Genomic DNA, 21,700 nt, shown 5'->3' with positions numbered 1-21,700 from the left:
TGGTACAATCTTCAGCTTCTTAAAAACGCCTTATTAAAAATGCTGCGAGCCCGTCATCATGGAAAGCCTAGTCACCCTTGTTCTGGTATTAATGCCAATGTTTATTGGCTTTGCCATTCCTTCTAACCCTACTATGACAAAAGTGGCCGACAAAGGTCTATCATACTTGGTATTTATCATCCTGGCGTTGATCGGTATTGAGCTGTCTCAGGTAGAAGGTCTAGGTAATCAGCTGGGGGAAATTGCGCTGTATGTCACTGTATTATCAATACTGACAATTGGCACAGGTTTATTTGGGCTGATGTTGTTCGATCACCTGCGTCCGTGGCATGCCAAAAAACCAAGTGTGAAATCTAAAGAGCATCGGGTGAGCATTCGCGGTAGCTTGGCGCAAGTGGTTTGTGTGGTGATTGGGATGGTGATTGGCTATTTCTTGCCTGCTGATTATATGCCGCCTGAAAACTCTATGACTGTTATGCTGATGATTTTGATTTTACTGGTCGGTATAGGCTTAAAAGGCTCGGGCATCACCTTAAAAGAAGTACTACTTAATAAACGCGGCGTAGAAATGAGTGTCATCTTTACGCTAGCGGTATTGGCGGGTGGCCTTATTTTCGCGCTACTATTTACTGATGTGTCGTGGACGAAAGGCTTAGCACTATCGTCGGGGTTTGGTTGGTACTCGCTATCAGCAATTGTCATGACGGATGCTTATGGTGCTGTCTGGGGCAGTGTCGCGTTGTTTAATGACTTGGTACGTGAGTTCTTTGCGTTAATCTTTATTCCGGTATTTATGCGCAAATACCCTTCTGCCGCGGTTGGGCTTGGCGGCGCGACCAGCTTAGACTTTACCTTGCCTATCATTCAACAGTCAGGTGGTCTAAAAGTCGTGCCACTAGCGATTAGCTTTGGCTTTTTGATTAATATTGTCTCACCAGTGCTGATGGTGTTCTTTTCGGCGCTTGGGTAGCTCCTACACCCCACTCGCCTGCTTAGCAAACAAACGCATCAATGGCTTGATTTTGCTGACTCGGTACATACCTTCATTACGGATTTGCTGCACAGGACGCATTTGGGCAAGCGACCCTGCAAATAACCAGTTAAGCGCAGAAAAGCTGTGCATCATTAGGCTGTTATGCGGACGGCGCGAACGCTCATAATGACGTAGCGTTTGATTGCTGCCCCAAAGCGTACCACCACTACGTGTAAAGTCATGCGCTAATTGCTCACATAATACTTGCACGTCCAGCATACCGAGGTTCAATCCTTGACCTGCCAGCGGATGTACGCCATGAGCAGCGTCACCGATGAGTACCAAGTTATCAGCGACGTAACTTTTCGCTTGCTGAGCCGCTAATGGAAAACTAGCGATAGACTCAATCTGATTAATCGCACCCAACTCGTAATTGCTGGCAGCTGCTAACTTATCAGCAATAAAACGATCTTCTTCCTCTATCAATGCCAATGCCTGATTGCGTGGCAATGTCCATACTATCGACTGCCAATGCTGCGGATTTGCCTTATCAACATCGGTTATATCTGCTAATGGCAATAGTGCCAGTGTACCCGTCGGTAGCATGGCTTGACGTGCAGTTGCCTGATGCGGTTTCTCAGTCTGAATCGCACAGCAAATCGCCGTTTGATTATAATCAAGCGTATCTACGCCAATCCCTGCTTGCTGACGGACAAATGAACCGCGCCCATCAGCGCCAACTAAGAGACGCGCATCAATCGCTTCGCCATTGTCTAGAGTTACACGGTAGCCTTGCTGCGCCCCTAGCCAATCCATATTGACAACTTTATGACCAGCGATAAGGGTCAGATAGTCGCTGACATCCTCTTCATGCAAACGCTGCCATAATGCGTGCTCAATGACAGCAGGCTCAACCATACTACCTAATAATGTAGGCTCATGAGTTTTACTACTACTATCCTCGGCGCCAATATCTTCACTTTCGCCAAATAATAGCTCACCCATGCCGTTCAGTTGCCACACCTGCATTTGCGAGTAGTCTGCTTTGCGTTTAGAGGCGGCAATATGTTGCCAAGCGCCAATGTCTTCAAGTAAATTAATACTAGCCATACTGAGTGCATAGACACGTGCATCACGTTTGCTAAGTACATGTTGCCAAGCTGATTCATCACGCTCAGGACGGGCATCAATCAACGTCACTGGCATTTTGTCTTGTGCCAACTTTAGAGCAAGCGTTGCCCCAACGATACCGCTACCGATAATCAGCGTATGGTTGTTTTTCATAAGGTGTCTCTCAATATTGCTCAATATTAGAATGCTTATTATCAATCTTAATTACAGTTAGTTGATTCAGTTTAAAAGAGAGACTAGGCAACCGAGTGCAGATGTATAGGCAATACTTCAAGCGAGGTTAACGCTGTTACTCTTTTAAACAGGATTAACTATAGCGCTATGATTTTAAACCCATCGCATAAGTAGCAACTAATGGCTTAATATTTGGCAATTTATCAAAGGCCAATAGCGCCATATTTCTTGCCAGTTTAATCGCTGGGTTAGGATGCGTGAAGCCGTGTACTACCGCATCACAAAAACGAATAACTCGCTTCTGGTCGGTTTGACGTGCTTTTTCATAACGCTTCAATAACTGTGCATCACCAATATCTGCGCCTTTGAGCCCTTGTGCATTTAGCATTTGTGCTAATACATGAGCATCTCGCATACAGAGATTAAACCCTTGACCAGCGACAGGATGCAGAGTATGAGCGGCATTGCCCATAATGACGCAGCGCCCTTCTACCTGCTTATCCGCTAGTACGCGGGTCAATGGATAGGCGCCGCGGCGACCAGCAGCGGTAAACTTGCCAGCGCGTTGACCGAAAGCTTGTTGTAACGTCTGCAAGAAATGGACGTCGTCTTCCAAATACCTGGTTTCTTCACCCGTTGGGCATACCCACACCACAGAGCGCCTGTAACCTTGTTGATACTCATCGTTGCCATCGCCTTCTGGATCAGTCAGTGGGAGCACAGCAAGCGGTCCAGCTGGACTGAAACGCTCAATCGCTGCATGCTCGTGTGGCGTATCTGTCTCTACTACCCCGACGATGGCCGTTTGCTGATAGTCATACGTAGTTGTACCTATATCTAGCAATTGGCGTACTGTAGAATCGCGCCCATCACAAGCGACTAATACGCTAGCTTGCAGCTGCTGCTCGTTTTCGGCTTCATCGTTATAATTAAAGCTAAGTGTCACACTATCGGCCTGCTGCTGGACAGTCGTCACATTGGCATTATCTATCAAGGTAATTAGTGGCTCTTGCTGTGCGGCTAATAAAAGCTTACGACCCAGCCAAGCGTTTTCGATGACTTGTCCAAATGACTCGACCTTTTCCTCTGCTTTATTCAGCTGCGCACGCCCAAAACTGCCTTGCTCACTAATCTGTACGGTATCGATACGGCAGGCATGGCTTTGCAATTCATCCCACAGGCCAATCTCTTGATATATTTGTACCGTGCGCCGTGATAACGCCGTATTGCGACTGTCTAAATAATGGCTGCGAGCACTATCATCCGTTGGACTGATGGTTGGATAGCTGTTTTTTTCTAATAAGGTGCTCGCAATACCGTGATGGGCCAATAGCAATGCAAAAGACAAACCAACATGACCACCACCTGCGATAAGCACTTGCTGGTCGGTTATCGCTTCTTTATTTTTAGAGATGCTGTCAAACTTTTTAGGTATGCTGTCAGAATTGGATAAATGTGAATCAGTATCTTGCATCGTTATTTTCCTAGTATAATTTTTGGACAAACAGTTTATTTATGATAGATAGCCGCTCGTCACTTACGTTATTTTATAATTTTTATCATGTCGCTACTGTTGTTAGATGAGTTGCAGCAACCTATGGTATCGCCCATAGATTACCACAAATTGTCTATTATGCCGTGGTCTTAACCGTAGACAAATCGTTTCTTCACTCTCATCATAAACGAGGTTTATATTTATAAAACTCGAAAATCTTAATCTTATTAAAGCACTATCATATGGTGGGTAGCGATGAATTATATAGAACTGATAGCAACATCAAATCGATCTATAGAAAATCGCTGTAGCAGTTGCAATCCGCATACAAAAACAGCGTTATCTATCTGATGTATGGCTTGAAATTTAAAAATTCTCTACCATAATGAAGGCAAGACTTTCATTACTTTCATTTACCACCTTCCACAAAAACAACAATAATAACGCCGTCATTTTTATCATCTACAATCTTTGTATCACCTAAACACTGTAACGCCACTAACTATTTTATCTCTGCAACCCGCTACGCAATTAAAACCAAATCATAGCTTCGGGTACACAATAAAAGGATAATCGCTTGACTGATTCCATGAGCCGCCGTATAAAGTTTGAATCATTGACCCCAGCACAGCTAAAAACCGTGCTTGGTGAATACAATAATCACATGAAATATATCCAAGAACGCCTCGATATTAAAATCATGCAGCGTCAAGGCGATTTTTGCCTGAGTGGCGATGTGACCAATGTCGAACGCGGTGAACGTATTATCTACAAAATGGTAGATGAAGCACAGAACACCAAAGACATCAGTGCAGAAGAGCTGCACCTTATCATCCAATCTAGTCTCTCTCGTGATGAAGACATCGAAGAAGACGAGCAAGACCACGATGACATGGAATATGATGAAGACTTGGATGAGGCTAGCGAATTTACGCCCATCAGTTTACGTACACGTAAAGGCCGCATCGTTCCGCGTGGCGGCAACCAACAGCGTTACGTAAAAAACGTTCTGAGCTCTGATGTATCGTTTGGTATTGGGCCAGCTGGTACAGGTAAAACGTATCTAGCGGTGGCGTGTGCCGTCGATATGCTTGAGCGTAATGAGATTGAGCGTATTTTGCTAGTGCGTCCGGCGGTAGAGGCTGGCGAAAAACTGGGCTTCTTGCCAGGTGATTTGACCCAAAAAATCGATCCGTACTTACGCCCGCTATATGACGCACTCTATGAGATGATAGGCTTTGAGAAAGTCGGTAAAATGATTGAGCGTCAGATTATCGAAGTGGCGCCGCTTGCCTACATGCGTGGTCGTACTTTGAATAACTCGTTTGTCATTCTAGATGAAGCGCAGAACACCACACCTGAACAGATGAAAATGTTTTTGACCCGCTTGGGCTTTGGCTCACGTGCCGTCATCACTGGTGACATTACTCAGGTGGATTTGCCACGTGGTCATAAGTCAGGCTTGGCACAAGCGATGGATATTCTAAAAAATATCGAAGAGATTCATATCACAAAGTTTGATTCAAAAGACGTCGTACGACATCAATTGGTACAACAAATTGTTGAAGCCTATGACGTATTTGATGAAGAGCAAATGGCTTTAGAAGAAAAACGTAAGTTTGAACGTATTAAAGAACAAGAGCGTAGACAAGCCGTCGCTAATGCAGCAGCCAATCTGTAATAATCAAGCTAATCACTGAATTGCAATCATTTGCTATAAGCATTTATCTTGCATAAGAAAACCGGATTACTCAAAGTAGTCCGGTTTTTTCTTACCGACAGTTTATTGAATTTAGCATATTCACTACTAGTCGCCTACCAGCAACTTAGCTATAGTAGCCTCTATATATTCTATACATATACCTCTATTTATGAGTCAAAAACTTAGCAATGAGAGATAATAATTAAGCTACTTTTATGATAAAAAAACCGCTAAGTAAATAACGTAAACGATGCAGCCTTAAAAACGCATTTATTTATAATAAAAAGGACAACAATATGAGCCAACCTGACAATACTAATTTTGACGACAAGATCGCTAGCAACCATGCCAGCTTAGCAGCACTTGATATCAGTGCGACCGACAGTATTGATGATGAAATATTAGATACTTTTTATAATCGCGAGCATTTACTGTCAGTCATGATGGCGACTTTAGATTATATAGACGGTCGTATTAATAATGGTCTGACCCTACCCTATTTTGCAGATATTGATCCTGAGCTTTGGCAGGAAAAGTCTAAAACCTTGGATATATATATCACTGATGACGTTGAAGGCCGTGCTTTAAATCTAGAAGCACGCGGCAAGGACTATGCGACCAATATTTTGTCTTATCCAAGCGAATTACCTGCGGCCGTCATTGAGCTGATGCCAACATTGCCTCTTGGAGAGCTGATTATCTGTCATGAAGTGATGGTACGTGAAGCGGCTGAACAGGACAAAACCGTGGCGCAGCACATCAGCCATTTGCTAGTGCATGGCGTGCTACACCTACTAGGTTTTGATCATGAGCTCGGACAAGCTGAACAAGATGAGATGGAGTACTTTGAAATTGAGATTTTGGCAGGTCTAAACCTACCAAATCCTTATGTCTAAACTAGCACTGCTTTATTAAACAGTCTTCTAACTATTAAGCAGCTATCAATCAATCTTTAGATAGTGGTAACTTTTGCGCTTGACCCATTTGGTTGATCATATGATCTAAGCCTTTAACATGGACACTGCGCTGCGGGAATGGAATCTCAATCTTCTCATCATCTAGAGCTTGCTTGAATTGCTCTAGTAACTCGCATTGCATCGACCACCAGTCGGCATTGGTTGTCCAAACGTTTAGGGTAAGATCTACTGAGTTGTCGCCTAGATTGGTCACTCGCACGATAGGCTCAGGATCAGTGAAAGCCAATGGGTTGTTTTTTGCCAGACTTAACATCACGTCTTTAGCCGTTTTGATATCAGCATCGTAACCAATACCGACTGTGATATCGACGCGGCGATTGGGTAGCGCTGTATAATTGACCACAGGTGAAGTCGTGATATCGCTATTAGGAATGATGATATCGTGATTGTTAATGGTCGTCAGATGGGTATTAACCAAGGTAATCTCTGTCACTGTACCTGTGTAGCTACTAATCTGTACATAATCACCGCGCACAAACGGACGAAATGTCACAATCATAATACCAGCGGCAAAATTTGATAGCTGGTCTTTTAGTGACAAACCAACGGCAACAGCGGCACCACCTAAGATCGCAACGACCGAAGTAGTCTGTACACCGACTTTGCTAAGTGCAGCTAAAATCACCACGACCAGTAGTACGCCATACAATAGACGACTTAAAAAACTAGCAACTGTCTCATCCAGATGGCTACGCGTCATCAGGCGATCGGAAAAAGCGACTGCCTTTTTGGCAAGCCAACGTCCCACGATAAATATAAGTATTGCTAAAGCGACTTTAATGACCAGCTCTAGGGCGTTGCTCGTTAATGTAGCGACATCGACGGTAAAACCTAAAAATTCCATACTGACTCTTTATTTTATAGCTGTGTGTTATGAACTTGAGTATCTGTGATTATAAAAAATAGTGCGTTGAACGTTATTCTTAGCAGCTATGTTTTCAGTAACTTTAATTTCAGTAGCTTTTTTCTTAGCACCTGTCTTCTTAGGGCATGAATACGTTAACCTTAATACGTTACTTCGACTGTATCACTATAGCGGTAAGTACGTATCAAGCGCAGCTCGACGATATCGCTCATGTCTTCGGTGAATTTACCAAAAGGTGCAGCTTGTCGTACCGACTGCTTGGCCGCTTCATCCAATATCGTAGAGTTTGAGCTTTCAAGCAAACGAATGGCTTTGATATTGCCGTCGTTACTGATGATAACCATAAGGCGTACTTCACCCGTAATACCTTGGGCACGCGCTTGTACAGGATAATGCAAGTTGCCCACTCGCTCGACATGCTCACGGAATGTATTGATATAATCGGCTGCCGCACCCCGTGTGGTCGAGTTACTATCCATGGTCACGACTTTGGATTTGGTCGCGTAGACCTGCTGACGCTGAGATAGCTGAGCTTCTAAGGTTGCAATCTGCTTACGTAGCCGCTCTTCTTGCGCCATCGCATCATCTTGCGCTTGCTCGCTGTCATTATCCGACTCTACAGTAGCCTGACGCCAACTTAACGTCGTGCGTAGGTAGCTTTCTTGATAGCGCTGCTGACGTACTTTACGCTGTAAATTAACGATGTCTTGAGTCTCACTTATTTGCTCAGCAGACATTGCACTTAGCTGATTGTTCTCTTGTCTTAGCTGCTCTTCTATTGTACCGCCGCCCTCTTGTGAAGCATTGGCAATAAAGTGCGCATCTTCATTGGGCTGCATATTATCGGTCAGCGCCTTTGCCACATCTTGCATCATAGCAGCTGGGTCTTTTCCCATAGAGAAGCTAATCCCGAAAATAATCAGCACATGAACAGCCACCGCAATGATAATAGCGACAGGCAAACTTATATCGCGCTTGGGCGCTTGCGCGGAAAAATGATAGCTCTGTGAGTCTTTTATATAGGCCACAATGAATCTCAGCTTGTGAGCACATCAGTACAAAGCACTATTTAACAAGTGTTGTAACGATAGGCATGATTTATACTGGCGCTATCATAACATGACATAGAATTATGTCGCCAGTATAAGCACTGAGACGGCATTTTGACATCTGCTATACAGTATTGGTAACCTTATCCGCTGACTGAAATGCGTGCATTTGATAATCCATGGGACAGGTGAAACACTGTCTATACCAAATGAATTGCTATAAAACGCATGTGTTCATTTTGAAGCCACTGTATTTGTTATATACTGCTTTAGCAAAATAGCATTAGTAGCACGATACTTTGCAACAATTAGAACTGTGCATCGTCTTAATTAGGCATAGTAGATGAATAAGCAGCACAATAAGTGCAGATTTACTGTGCACCAGTATCAGAGGTCAGTTTTTCGCTTTTGCTACCTATCAGTATAAAAATTACTAATGGTCGTAGATATTCAGAAATTATAGATGATTAGCTTTCATTTAAATTAATGATAGCCTGCAAAGTTTGTTTAGCCATTTTTACGTCACCGATTGAATGACGCGCCCTATAAGGATAATAAGTTTGAGTGACTTTGATAACGTGAATAATTCAGACAATTTTGATGAGTTCTTCGAGAGTATTGGCTATCGTTTTGACGAGTCATTCGGCAGTGGTTGGGAGCGTATCGCCCAATCGGTTAAAGATATCTATAATAAGACGACGGACAAGTTCGAAGATGAGTTGTCATTGCCAGTGGCACAGACTTACGTTAATGATGCATTACAAAAATTCGTCACCGACAATGTAAAAGCCATTTTAGAGCTACGCGTCGAGATGCATGATGATTGGTTTCGTTTGTACTGCACTGTCAATACAGGCGGCATCTATGCCGAGGTGGCAAGTAACTTTAGCTTAGTTCACGTTCAGCTCGATCGCAATGTGCAACGCTTTGTATTTGGTCAGCAAACTTATACCGATATATTAAATCTGCGCTGCGAATCTTTCGTGAAACGCCAAGGCGTCAAACTGGCGATTTGGTTTTATCATAGCATCCTCAAAAAAGACCCTTTGGGCTTTATTCTGTCTTACGTCAATATTGCTCGCGCAAAAGACGAAGTGATTTATCTCGATATCCATCGTTGGTTAAAAAACAACAAAAAAATCATGAGTACTTTGCATAAGGTGCAGATAAATTATGGCGAGCTAGAAGAAGAGCAAATGATCTTGAAGGCTCAAATCAACTATCGTGATTTACTGGCGGCCAGCAGTAACGAAGATATCATCGGTGATGATGACGATCCTGAATTGATGCAAGGTCCTATCAACCCTGTAGATGATGCGACTGAGCCAAGTCAAGAGTAAGTCGCTAATGTCTCATCCCATAAGACAATGTTTTATCCCATAAAAAAACGCTGCATCTTAGAGGTTCTTGGCCTTATAGATGCAGCGTTTTTTATTGAAGTCGTCAACTACCAGTAGTTCTCTACGGCAATATTACCTTCACCGCGGCGATTCATCACCAGTCCTAATGTCTTTAATGCCTCTTTGGTATCTTCTACCATATCTGGGTTACCACATAGCATGACATGGGTAGTATCGATATCCAACGCAATACCCGCCTGCTTCTCTAATGTGCCTTCTAGTAATAGCTTCGGCAGACGCTCTGACAACGCGCCTTCGACAGGCTCACGAGTGACGATTGGGATAAAGATGAGCTTTGCTGGATTATCAACCAGCGCGCCAAAATCTTCTTGTAAACTCTCTATTTTCTCGACGTAAGCAAGTTCATCGAGCGAGCGTGCGCTATAAGCCAATACAATGTGCTCGTAATCTTCCCATGTTTTTAAATCTTGTAGCATCGATAAGAACGGTGCTAAGCCAGTGCCTGTTGCTAGCAGCCATAAGTCTTTTGGCAATGGTTTTTGGTAACGTGCTAACGTCAAAAACCCAAATGGCATGGTATTAAGCAGTAGCTCATCGCCCACTTGTAGGTGCTGCAATTGCGAGGTAAATGCACCGTCAGGAATTACGATAGAAAAGAATTCTATCACCTCATCAAAGGGTGAAGAGACAATCGAATACGCGCGAAAAACATCTTCATTCAATGCGGCATCAGCAGTTTCATCACTTGCATCAGTCTGTTGATAATACTTTAATTGACTAGGATTGACTCCTAAACGTACAAACTGCCCCGCTGTAAACTTAAAACTATCGGGACGGCTGACGGTAAAGCTAAATAAGTTTGGCGTCCATGTGGTTTTGCTGAGCACCGTTACTGTTTGAATATTATCACTCATAATTATTCGTCACTTATACTTTATTAAACTGTATTTTTATAAGATATCTTTGATAGGCAAAAGAAGATAAATGCCAAAAAGATAAGCATAAAAAAAGATGCGCCAAGCTTATCATAAAGCTGGCGCATCTTGGTTTTTTAACCGTAACAACAGATAGATCGCAGCGACTTATCTGTTGTATTGACTCAGCGACATTACCAAATGCGAGCCAAACTTGCCCACTCAATCATACTATTTGGCAAGATACCAAAGAATAGAATAATCGCAGTCACAGCAATGACCATGATACCACCGGTACGAATACCCCATTGCCCAGACACGTCAAACTCGATGAACTGCTTAGGACGTTTGAACAGCGTGAGTAAAACGCGTAAGTAGTAGAATAGACCAATCGCACTGCCCAAGATAATCATCGCAGCCAAGAACCAGTTGGTGCCTTGTACCGCAGCTAAGATAGCAAATAGCTTGGTGATAAAGCCTGCCGTCAACGGAATACCAGCCAATGACAACATCATGATGGTCATGACAGCGGTCAATACTGGACGGCGCCAGAATAGCCCTTGATAATGGGTCAACTCATCAGCTTCACCAGATAAGCGATACGGACTCGACATCAACGTCACTACGCCAAAGGCACCGATAGAGGTAAAGGCATAGACTGCCATATACATACTAGAGATACTATCTGCGGCTGAGCCAATGCTGACAATCACGATCATCACATAACCCATATGAGCAATAGATGAGTAACCGAGTAGACGTTTCAGGCTAGTTTGACGTACTGCCAATAAGTTACCTACCAAGATAGATAAAGTAGCCATGACCATCAATAGCATTTGCACTGATGGCAATGCCAGCAAAGCAGTATCGATTAAGAAACGCACAGCTAGTGCCATCATCGCCACTTTTGATACTGATGCTAAAAAGGTAGCAATAGGCGCTGGTGCACCTTCATAAACATCTGGCGTCCACATATGGAAGGGAGCAGCCGAGAGTTTAAAGGCGATACCAAACATCATCATTGCAGCGCCTAATATCAGTAGTGGCGACTCAAAGATATTGCCCAGCACCATGCTGATTGGCTTAAATGCTAGCGAGCCTACTTCTGCATAGATAAAAGCCATACCCATCAGCAACGTCGCTGATGCAGTCGCCGACAATACCAAATACTTCAATCCCGACTCAAGTGACTGGTTGCGCATATAAGTATAAGCGAGCAAACCATATAACGGTACTGATAGCATCTCTAGGCTCATAAAGAATGACGCCATATGCTGTGCGCTTACCATTAGCAGTGCACCAATGGTCGATAGCAGCATGAGCAAGTACAGCTCTTCTTTATTGTCTTTTAGGTTAGCTAAATACGCATAAGACAGCGTACAACAAGCCAAGGCACAGATAAAAATCACCACCATATTAAACTGAGCAAAGTTATCAATAACAAATAACTGCTCAGCGTTTGGCGCGATAGATCCGCTGTCAATCACCCCGATCATCTGCCCGATAAGGGTAAATAGACCAATGTTTAAGCCTGCCACTGTAATCGTACCAGTGACCATATGCGAGCGTTTAAAGGTAATCGCGATCATAACCGTCAGTACCGTAATCACTACGGCGATAATCGGCGCGTAAGGCAACAATCCTATCAAATCATTCATCGTAATATCATTCATGACTTAACGTGCCTCCATTACATCAAGCAGCTGCGACGCATCTACCTGTGTCACTTGACTGTATATATATGCGTTATTGATCCACTGCATTGCGTGACTTGAGGTATCAAGGAACGGCTGTGGGTACAGTCCGAGCCATACCAAACCAGCGGCTAACATCAGTAGTAATGACAGCTCGCGCTTGCCCAAATCTTTTAATTTGCGTGCAGGTAAGCCATGTGACTTAGTCTCTCGCTCTGCCAATGCGGCGATATTGTTTTCACCAAATAGTGCGCGATGAATCAAAATCAACGAATAGAGACCTGCTAATACCAAACTGAATGTCGCAAAAACTACAAACACTGGATACTGAGCAAATGAGCCAAATAAAATCATGAATTCACCAATGAAATTACCTGTCCCTGGAATACCAAGCAACGCAGCACAGAAGAACATCAGTATCGGTGCGTAGTAGCGGAACTGTCCCCACATACCACCCATCAAGGTCAAATCACGCGTATGCAGACGCTCATATAGCTGTCCTGCCATGATAAATAGTGCAGCTGAACTCAAACCATGAGCAAGCATCTGAATCATCAGACCTTGTAAGCTGAGTAATGTTCCAGCATAAATTGCTAGTACCACAAAACCCATGTGCGAGATACTGGTATACGCCAGCAAACGCTTCATGTCAGTCTGCATAAACGCTAGCCATGCACCGTAAAAGATACCAATCGTACCTAGGGTAATCGCTATCGGCGCAAACTCTTGTGACGCTGCTGGAAATAGCGGCAACACAAAACGAATCAAACCATATGCAGCAGTCTTGATGAGCACCCCTGCCAAATCTACCGAACCTGCTGTTGGTGCCTGCGCATGCGCATCTGGTAACCAGCCGTGGAAAGGGATGATTGGCAACTTCACCGCAAAGCCAATAAAGAAGCACAGCATGATTGGATATTCCCAGCCGCCAAGTGACGTACCGAGCAGGTCATTATAGTTAAAGCTCACTACCCCTTTTTGGGCATAGCTGATAATGACCAATACCAAAATACCGATGAGCATGATAAGCCCAGACGCTTGGGTATAGATAAAGAACTTGGTGGCCGCGTATTCTTTGGTTTTGCCTACAACGTCATGACCCCAAATCGCGATCAAGAAGTAGATAGGAACCAGCATCATCTCCCAAAAGAAGAAGAATAAGAACAGATCAATGGCTAAGAAAACACCAATAACGCCGCCCAAACTCCATAGCAAGTTCAAATGGAAGAAACCAACGCGGCGCTGAATCTCATTCCACGAACAAGCAACAGCGGCCACACCAAGTAAGCCTGTGAGAGCTACCATCATCAATGACAAACCATCTAGTGCTAAGTGAAAGCTAATACCAAAACTTGGTATCCACGGCACACTAAATTCTGCTACCCAAGGCACTGCAGCATCTGGTGCAATGACCTGCTTACTCATACCGCTAAAATCACCTTGCTGCCAAAGTACCAACGACAAAGCAAAGGTCAACATCATACCGATCAAGGCAATCCAGCGCGGCAGACGTTTATTAAATCGCTCTACTACCCAGCATAGCAATCCTGCAATAAAAGGAATTGCAATTAATGCTGGTAGCATCCACGTTTGTTGTAACTCAATCATCTTTTACACCACCGTCATCATTACCAGCACCAGCAATACAGCCATACCCAAGCCAAAGCTTGTGGCATAACCTCGAAGAGACCCTGTTTGCGTCGCAGACAATAATTTATTACCTGCTGAGGCCAGCTTAGGTAACAGTAACCACGTTTTATCGATAGGGTCGGCTTTAAGTAAGCGACCGATGAATAAAAAGGGTTTTACAAAAATTACATCATATAGCGCGTCGAAACCTAGGCCATGGTAGCACCAGTGATATAGCGCTCCACCAATACGTGAGCGCTTAAAGCTAGTGAGCATTCTGCCTTTGTTGACGACATATAACAGTGCGGCCAATATCAAACCTGCTGCCATGGCACCCATCGCGATATACTCTGCGGTGTGCTTAGCATGCGCTTGACCCGCTACTTCTAATAGATGACCAACGCTCTCTGGCAATACACCGTCTAATGGCGGTGTAATCCAAGCACCAACGGCTGTAGATAACACTAGCAACACGGTCAAAGGCAACCAATACGACACACCTGATAGCTTATGCGCATGGGTTTTTTCTTCGCCAAAGAAGATGATCCAAATCATACGGAATGTATAAATCGCGGTTAAGAATGCGCCAAATACACCCATATAAAATAGTACTAAGTGACCTGTAGCATAAGTCTCCCAAAGAATTGCTTCTTTAGAATAAAAACCAACGGTAACCCAAGGTATGGCAGCGAGTGCGCCACCACCGATGATATAACACCAAAATACCAATGGTATCTTTTTGCGTAGACCACCCATTTTAAAGATATCTTGCTCGTGATGTACCGCAAGGATGACCGCACCTGATGATAAGAACAGCAATGCTTTGAAGAAAGCATGGGTCATCAGATGGAAGATTGCCCCTTGCCATGCGCCCACGCCAAGTGCTAAGAACATATAGCCAATTTGACTCATGGTCGAATACGCAAGGATACGTTTGATGTCTGTTTGCGCGAGCGCACAGAATCCAGCAACGACCAACGTCAATGCCCCTACGCCGCCAACCCAATACAATAAGATACCTGGGGTCAGCTCAAACAATGGATGTAGACGGGCGATTAAATAAACACCTGCTGTAACCATTGTTGCCGCGTGAATCAATGCCGATACTGGTGTTGGACCTGCCATCGCATCAGCAAGCCATGTATGTAGTGGCAGCTGGGCTGATTTACCCATCGCGCCACCGACCAACATCATCGTGGTAAGCATCATCGTTGGGTTATTAACATCGAACACTTCTGGCGCGCGCGTAATAATTTCTTGAATATTAAGCGTACCGAACTCGCGGAACAATAAAAACAAACCAAAGGCTAAGAACACATCACCGACACGCGTGACAGTAAAAGCTTTCATCGCGGCACGGCCGTTGGCTCTGTCGTGGTAATAATAACCAATCAATAAATACGAACAGATACCCACGCCTTCCCAACCGAGATAAAGCAAGAACAAATCATCTGCTAGCACCAATAACAACATACTGGCCACAAACAAGTTCATATAGCTAAAGAAACGAGCAAAGCCAGTGTCGCCTTTCATATACCAAGAGGCAAACAGATGAATCAAAAAGCCAATACCCGTAATAACGCCTGTCATGGTCAATGCAAGACCATCAAAGCTCAAACCGAAATGTGGGGCAAAATCGCCAACTTGGAACCATGTCCATAGCGGAACTTCAATTACCGTTCCAGCTGGATTGGTGGTCAAAAAGGTATAGCTAACCACTAGCGTACATAATGCTGATAACAGCATGCTACCCACGCCAACAATCGCTGCGACCGTCTCTGATAATTTGTCGCGCATAAAGGCTAAAATCAAAAAGCCAATGAGCGGGAATATAAAGGTTAATGGTAATAAACTCATGACATCATCCTTTCATCTCATTGGCGCTATCGACATCGAGATGCCCACGCTGATGATAAAAACGCAATAATATTGCCAGACCAATTGACGCTTCAGCCGCAGCCAAGGTCAAAATAAAGATAAACATAATCTGTCCGTCTGGATCGACCCAGCGACTACCTGCTACTACAAATGCTAGTGCTGCCGCATTCATCATGATCTCAAGACTCATTAGCATAAACAGGAAGTTACGTCGTACCATGACGCCGCACAAACCGATGGCAAATAAAATACCTGCCAAAATCAGTCCATGGCTCATGGGTATCATACCCAGTACATTTTGCGCCTCAGCAACTGGCTGTACTAAGCCTGCCACCTCGTGGGCAAACGGCACGTTTGACACATCTTGTGCCACGCTTGCTGCTAGTACCATTAGTCTGACTCCTTGCGCGTAACTTTGTTCGCACCTACTTGACTACCTGCTTTCATGCCTACCTTCATACCTACATAGTCATGCGGGTCAACATCTTTATATTCGTAAGGCTTAGCCATTTCTACGCCGTCATGCTGTGTAAGCGTACTATCATTGTCGTATTGTTTGATACTGCCTACGCTTGGCTTGAAACTTTGGCTATCATTACCGATGACCTCATCGTCGACTGTCTCTTTACCTAAATGATAAGCGGCGACCAAGGCTGCCAATAATAGCAATGCTGCTACTTCAACCAGCATAATGTATTTGGTAAATAACACCGTACCGACTGCTTTGGCAGAGATAGTCGTGCCACCCATCATGACAGCTTCATCATGATTGAGACCAATCATCGCATAGAGCACAACGGCAATGATTATCGTCAATCCTGTCGGTATCGCCCAAGTACCAGCATCGAGCCAACGCTCTTCGCGCTCGTCATTACTCATGCCCAAATTAAGCATCATAATGACAAAGACGAATAGCACCATAATGGCACCAGCATAGACAACAATCTCTAATGCTCCTGCAAACGGCGCACCTAATACAAAAAATATCCCAGCAATTGCCAACAACGACACAATCATCGATAAGATAGCGTGCACTGGATTGGCCTGAGTCACTACGCGCAGACTGGCAAATATCGCCACTGCTGCAAGTGAGTAAAACCCAGCCAATTCAGGATGGTTTAAAATATTCATCATGGTAGCAAGCTCCTTAGATCAATCGGTGCAGACTCATTTTGTGCTGCGCCTTTTGGTTTATCTGCTACCGCCATACCTGTCACACGATAATAGTTATAATCAGGGTATTTACCTGGTCCTGAAATGAGCAAATGCTCTTTTTCGTAGACCAAATCTTGGCGCTTATATTCACCCAGCTCAAAATCTGGGGTCATTTGAATGGCTGTCGTTGGACACGCCTCTTCACACAATCCGCAAAAAATACAGCGTGAGAAATTGATACGGAAAAACTCTGGATACCAGCGACCGTCTTCACGCTCGGCTTTTTGTAATGAGATACACCCTACCGGACAGGCCACCGCACACAAGTTACAAGCGACACAGCGCTCGTCTCCATCAGGATCACGCGTTAGGACAATACGTCCACGAAAACGCGGCGGTACAGGTACCGGCTCTTCAGGATAAAGGATGGTGTCACGCGGTCTGAGCGCATGACTATTGACCATCCACATGCTGCGGACAATGGTAAATATACCAATGACGGTCTTTTTTATGGTAGTAAACATGGGATTATTATCCTTATCAGCTTTACCCTAGTTCATCAGTGATGGCTAGTAATGACTATAACGTTGGGGAAAAGATCAAAATGACCGCAGCAGTAATCAACAGATTGATTAAGGTTACGGGCAGACATACTTTCCAGCCAAAGTTCATCACCTGATCATAACGCGGACGCATGAGTGAGCCTCGAGCCAAAACAAACATGGTCATAAAGAACAGCGTTTTAATCATGAACCAAAAAGCTGGTGGAATAAATGGAATATCTAAATTGAACGGCGCAAGCCAACCGCCAAAGAACAAGCAAGTCATCAAGGCAGAAATCAAGACAACGTTGACATACTCACCAATGAAGAACATACCAAACTTCATGCCAGAATATTCGACATGATAACCTTCAGCCAGTTCTTGCTCTGCTTCTGGTTGGTCAAATGGATGTCTATGCGTAACGGCCACACCAGCCACGACAAAGGTCAAGAATCCAAAAAACTGCGGAATGATATACCAGCCGTCTGCTTGTGCTTCGACAATAGCACGTAAGTTAAATGAGCCTGTCAGTGCGACCACACCCATCAAAGATAAGCCTAAAAACACTTCGTAACTGATGGTTTGTGCCGCTGAACGTAAGCCACCCAATAACGAGAACTTGTTGGCAGAAGCCCAACCACCGAACATCACTGCATAGACAGCAATACCTGCCATAGCAAAGAAGAATAGAATACCGATATCCCAATCAACCACGCCAAGCGTTGGCGAGATAGGAATGATGGCAAATGAGGCCAAGGCAGTAAACATCGCGACCGCAGGTGCCAACGTGAACATAAACTTATCGGTAAAGTTTGGTGTCCAATCTTCTTTAAAGAAGATTTTGAGCATATCGGCGACCAACTGCAATGAACCAAAAGGCCCAACACGGTTTGGACCATAACGATCTTGCCATAAGGCCAACATACGGCGCTCATAAATAATCATCATCGCGGCAACCAATACCACGACCAAAAAGATGACTAGTGATTGACCCACCAAAAACAGAATAGACCAGGTATCAAAGCTAATGCTATTGGCCAAAAAGCTTGGCACATCAGGGATAATACGGGTAAATTGCATATTACACCTCCTGTGTGGTGGTCGGCGCTGCGTTTATTTGCGCAGTATCGTTATCATTAATCATATCGTTAGCCATGCTACCCATCATCGTCACTGGTGCATCCACTTTACGTACCGACGCTGGCATTGATGGGTGAATGATACTCACCTGCCCAACGGGGTAACCGATACAACCTTCTGCCAAATAACCGACCAGCTGTACTGGCAAGGTGATTTGTTGCTTATCAATCTCAATCGCTAGGTAATCACCAGCAGCGATATTCCAGTTGTTGGCATCATCTATACTGATACGCCATGTTGCAACGGGTAGTTGCTCTGCGACGATTGGGCTACGTGATGCCATCATTGAGCTGGCATAAATATTATGAATCGGTACCAGTTTCGCTTGGCCGTGCTGCAAGTCAGTTGTATTCGAAGACATCGCTTCTGGCGCCACATATTGACGAGTAGCTAGGCGCTCTAGCTGATCGAACAAACGCACACCTGGATCACCATTTTTCAGATGACCGCCGACTTTGTCTTGATATTTGTTCCATGCTTGCGGTGAATTCCAACCTGCCGCATTGGCAAAAGGAATCATCGAGCTTGGCGTTTCTTTGCCGCTATAACCTTCCATTGAGAAAGTCAGACCAGTGTCCAAATCTTTTGGCTGCATTGGCTCGTGCACTGAGATTGGCGCACGCATAGCAGTACGACCTGAATAACGACGCGGTTGACGCGCAATCTTAAGACCTGTTATACGGTAGTCAGCATCAGGCGCAGCGCCTTTGATACCCGCAAGTTTAGGATGGGTGGCAATCAACGCATTGATCACATCATCCAACTGCGTCCAGTCGACATCACGACCTTCGATGCTGCTATGCACAGCATGTATCCAGCGCCAGCCTTCTTTAATACTGCTCATCGGATGGTAGTATTCGTTATCGTAAACTTGGAAGAAACGCTGCGCACGACCTTCAGCTGATATCAATGTACCATCCGCTTCTGCAAAACTAGCCGCTGGCAATACAATATCGACGTCTTTGTGCCAATCAAGGAGCTGATGATCTAACGCAATGACCGTTTTATCAGTCAATAGCTGCGTCAATTTATTGGCATCAATCGCATCTGTTAGCTGGTTTTCTGCAACCACAACCACATCGTAATCAGTCGCTAGCAGTTCTTCAACTGACTGACCGCCAAGCATACAAACGCCCATGCTATTGGCATCAGGAACCGTTAGATAAATACCTGCTTGTGCCTGATACTTGTTATTTACTTCTTTTAACTCAAGGTTTTCAGCAGGCTCACGTTCTACATCATCTTGCGTTTCTGTATTCACGCCTGTTTCAGGTTTGTTCGGCTTGGCAGATAAATCTTGGTCTTCTTCAGGCTGATCATTAGCCGCTTTTGCTTGCGCTGCCTGTACTTTGGCATTATGTGCCTCAACCTGCTGCTGCTCAGTCGCTTTAATAGATGCACGTTTTTGGGTCAACATTTGGGTAATCTGTGCTGCTGCTTCTATTAATGCGGTAGAAGACAAGCTGCTACCCGAGACAACTAAAGGCTTATCGGCTTGAATCAAGTCATAAGCGATTTGCTGTGCCAGTGCTTGCATACCGTCAGTTTCAGTACTTGCATCAGCTGCTTGCGGGTCTCTTATTTCTGCTAAATCATCAGCGAAATTAGCGATTTCATCAGCAACCTTGAAGCCAAGTTTAGTGATGTCTTCAGGGGTCGCCACTACGCTCACTTTACTGATATCTTCTAGCTTAGTTTGCGTTACATCGATGACATAGACTGGGCTTAGCGCATCTTGAGCGATACGCTTAACTGGTTCAGCAAGCCAAGGTTGCGTTTGTAGCGCCGCCGCCATTTTCAAGCCTTCATTTTTTGCCGCTTGACGTACTGACAACGCGACACGTGATGAAGTTTGTGTGATGTCTTCACCTAATACGAGCACCGCATCATGTGTTTCGATATCGGTCATGCTAGGGTTATAAATGCCTTTAGTGCTAAGCACTTCGATGCATTTATTGACCAGTGCTTGCTGCTGATGATTCAGACCTGTTGAGAAGTTATCAAAGCCGACCAGATTTTTTAGCGCAAAGTTAGTCTCTAAACTGGCACGTGGTGAGCCAATCCCGATAACTTTTTTGTCTTTGATACGTTTGATGGTTTCATCAAGTGCGTAATCAATATTGATTTTGACATGCTTATCATTGATACGTTCAAGCGCTTGGGTTGGACGATCATCACGATTGACATAGCCATAACCAAAGCGGCCACGGTCACATAAGAAATAGCGATTTACTTCGCCATTATAGCGGTTTTCGATACGGCGCAATTCACCATAACGCTCGCCCGGTGAAATATTACAACCAGCCGAGCAACCATGACAGATGCTTGGCGCATACTGCATATCCCATTTACGGTTATAGCGCTCAGAATGTGTTTTATCAGTAAACACACCTGTTGGGCAAACTTCGGTTAAGTTGCCTGAAAACTCGCTTTCAAACTGACCATCTTTATCACGGCCAAAATACACGCGGTTGTTTGAGCCATAAACGCCTAAATCTTCGCCGCCCGCGTAGTCTTTATAAAAACGTACACAGCGATAGCAAGCGATACAACGGTTCATCTCATGCGCGATGAATGGACCAAGCTCTTGGTTGTTGTGCGTACGTTTGGTAAAGCGATAACGACGACGGCTGTGACCTGACATATAGGTCATGTCTTGCAAATGACAATGTCCACCTTCTTCACAAGTTGGACAGTCATGTGGATGGTTGGTCATGAGTAGCTCAACCATCGACTTGCGGAATGCTTTGGCTTCATCGTCAGTGACCGAGATGTACATATCATCGCCAGGAGCGACCATACAAGACATCACAAGGCGACCGCGACCCGCTTCCATATCTTCTTTATTTTGGAATTGCTTGACCGCGCACTGACGGCACGAGCCTACTGAGCCAAGGGCTGGATGATAACAAAAATACGGCACATCAATGCCAAGTGATAAGCAGGCTTGTAGCAAGTTATCTGCGCTATCTACTTCGACAGTGGTTCCATCAATATGTATGACTGCCATGCCGCTCTCC

The 21,700-nt window shown here is 44.6% G+C and carries 17 protein-coding genes; 4 read left to right on the top strand and 13 right to left on the bottom strand.

Annotated features, from left to right (window positions below; translation table 11 throughout):
- Positions 1–58: 58 nt before the first annotated feature.
- A complete protein-coding gene (locus tag V6252_RS00170; RefSeq protein WP_341608825.1) occupies positions 59–970 on the top strand; it encodes a lysine exporter LysO family protein in 912 nt (303 codons plus the stop codon).
- Positions 971–973: 3 nt separating this feature from the next.
- On the opposite strand, the gene V6252_RS00165 is transcribed toward V6252_RS00170, so the two are convergent.
- Together V6252_RS00165 and V6252_RS00160 are read right to left on the bottom strand one after the other, a co-directional pair.
- On the bottom strand, positions 974–2,257 hold the full coding sequence (locus V6252_RS00165) for an FAD-dependent monooxygenase (RefSeq protein ID WP_341608824.1): 1,284 nt from the start codon (positions 2,255–2,257) through the stop codon (positions 974–976).
- Positions 2,258–2,423: 166 nt separating this feature from the next.
- Positions 2,424–3,752, bottom strand: coding sequence for a UbiH/UbiF/VisC/COQ6 family ubiquinone biosynthesis hydroxylase (locus tag V6252_RS00160; RefSeq protein WP_341608823.1), 1,329 nt, complete (start codon positions 3,750–3,752; stop codon positions 2,424–2,426).
- A 598-nt stretch (positions 3,753–4,350) separates the two neighbouring features.
- Here V6252_RS00160 and V6252_RS00155 point away from each other — a divergent pair.
- Both V6252_RS00155 and ybeY read left to right on the top strand, forming a co-directional pair.
- The gene (locus V6252_RS00155) at positions 4,351–5,454 is read left to right on the top strand and encodes a PhoH family protein (protein WP_341608822.1); all 1,104 of its coding nucleotides are present in this window, start codon (positions 4,351–4,353) and stop codon (positions 5,452–5,454) included.
- A 317-nt stretch (positions 5,455–5,771) separates the two neighbouring features.
- A complete protein-coding gene (gene ybeY / locus V6252_RS00150) occupies positions 5,772–6,371 on the top strand; it encodes an rRNA maturation RNase YbeY (protein WP_201579348.1) in 600 nt (199 codons plus the stop codon).
- Between the two features lie 49 nt (positions 6,372–6,420).
- Here the strand turns inward: ybeY and V6252_RS00145 are convergent, their stop codons facing one another.
- Positions 6,421–7,296 carry a mechanosensitive ion channel family protein gene (locus tag V6252_RS00145; RefSeq protein ID WP_341608821.1) on the bottom strand — a complete coding sequence of 292 codons (876 nt, stop codon included), beginning with the start codon at positions 7,294–7,296 and terminating at the stop codon, positions 6,421–6,423.
- A 161-nt stretch (positions 7,297–7,457) separates the two neighbouring features.
- Positions 7,458–8,345 (bottom strand): TonB family protein, encoded by an 888-nt coding sequence (locus V6252_RS00140; protein ID WP_341608820.1) that lies wholly within the window; start codon positions 8,343–8,345, stop codon positions 7,458–7,460.
- Between the two features lie 581 nt (positions 8,346–8,926).
- On the opposite strand from V6252_RS00140, the gene V6252_RS00135 reads away from it, so the two are divergent.
- Complete coding sequence (locus V6252_RS00135) at positions 8,927–9,706, top strand: hypothetical protein (RefSeq protein ID WP_341608819.1); 780 nt, start codon at positions 8,927–8,929, stop codon at positions 9,704–9,706.
- A 107-nt stretch (positions 9,707–9,813) separates the two neighbouring features.
- Here V6252_RS00135 and V6252_RS00130 read toward each other — a convergent pair whose 3' ends face one another.
- The 9 genes from V6252_RS00130 to nuoG form a co-directional block, all read right to left on the bottom strand.
- A complete protein-coding gene (locus V6252_RS00130) occupies positions 9,814–10,644 on the bottom strand; it encodes a ferredoxin--NADP reductase (RefSeq protein ID WP_425355837.1) in 831 nt (276 codons plus the stop codon).
- Between the two features lie 191 nt (positions 10,645–10,835).
- Positions 10,836–12,314, bottom strand: coding sequence for an NADH-quinone oxidoreductase subunit N (locus tag V6252_RS00125; protein ID WP_057758941.1), 1,479 nt, complete (start codon positions 12,312–12,314; stop codon positions 10,836–10,838).
- Positions 12,315–12,317: 3 nt separating this feature from the next.
- Positions 12,318–13,943, bottom strand: a complete 1,626-nt coding sequence (nuoM, locus tag V6252_RS00120) for an NADH-quinone oxidoreductase subunit M (RefSeq protein WP_341608817.1) — start codon at positions 13,941–13,943, stop codon at positions 12,318–12,320.
- Positions 13,944–13,946: 3 nt separating this feature from the next.
- The gene (nuoL, locus tag V6252_RS00115; protein WP_341608816.1) at positions 13,947–15,821 is read right to left on the bottom strand and encodes an NADH-quinone oxidoreductase subunit L; all 1,875 of its coding nucleotides are present in this window, start codon (positions 15,819–15,821) and stop codon (positions 13,947–13,949) included.
- Between the two features lie 4 nt (positions 15,822–15,825).
- Positions 15,826–16,134 carry an NADH-quinone oxidoreductase subunit NuoK gene (gene nuoK, locus V6252_RS00110; RefSeq protein WP_025653102.1) on the bottom strand — a complete coding sequence of 103 codons (309 nt, stop codon included), beginning with the start codon at positions 16,132–16,134 and terminating at the stop codon, positions 15,826–15,828.
- 98 nt (positions 16,135–16,232) lie between these two features.
- Positions 16,233–16,976 (bottom strand): NADH-quinone oxidoreductase subunit J, encoded by a 744-nt coding sequence (gene nuoJ, locus V6252_RS00105; protein ID WP_341608815.1) that lies wholly within the window; start codon positions 16,974–16,976, stop codon positions 16,233–16,235.
- Positions 16,973–17,521: an NADH-quinone oxidoreductase subunit NuoI gene (nuoI, locus tag V6252_RS00100; protein WP_010198902.1), complete on the bottom strand. Its 549-nt coding sequence runs from the start codon at positions 17,519–17,521 to the stop codon at positions 16,973–16,975. Before nuoI ends, nuoJ begins: the two co-directional genes overlap by 4 nt.
- A 55-nt stretch (positions 17,522–17,576) precedes the next feature.
- Positions 17,577–18,620: an NADH-quinone oxidoreductase subunit NuoH gene (gene nuoH, locus V6252_RS00095; protein ID WP_341608814.1), complete on the bottom strand. Its 1,044-nt coding sequence runs from the start codon at positions 18,618–18,620 to the stop codon at positions 17,577–17,579.
- 1 nt (position 18,621) lies between these two features.
- Positions 18,622–21,690 (bottom strand): NADH-quinone oxidoreductase subunit NuoG, encoded by a 3,069-nt coding sequence (gene nuoG, locus V6252_RS00090; protein WP_341608813.1) that lies wholly within the window; start codon positions 21,688–21,690, stop codon positions 18,622–18,624.
- Positions 21,691–21,700: the final 10 nt, after the last annotated feature.

It is taken from the genome of Psychrobacter proteolyticus (genome assembly GCF_038155145.1).
GTDB classification, from domain to species: Bacteria; Pseudomonadota; Gammaproteobacteria; order Pseudomonadales; family Moraxellaceae; genus Psychrobacter; species Psychrobacter proteolyticus_B.
The sequence above is the reverse complement of the archived record's forward strand: the minus strand, read 5'-3'. Positions and strand labels throughout refer to the sequence as shown.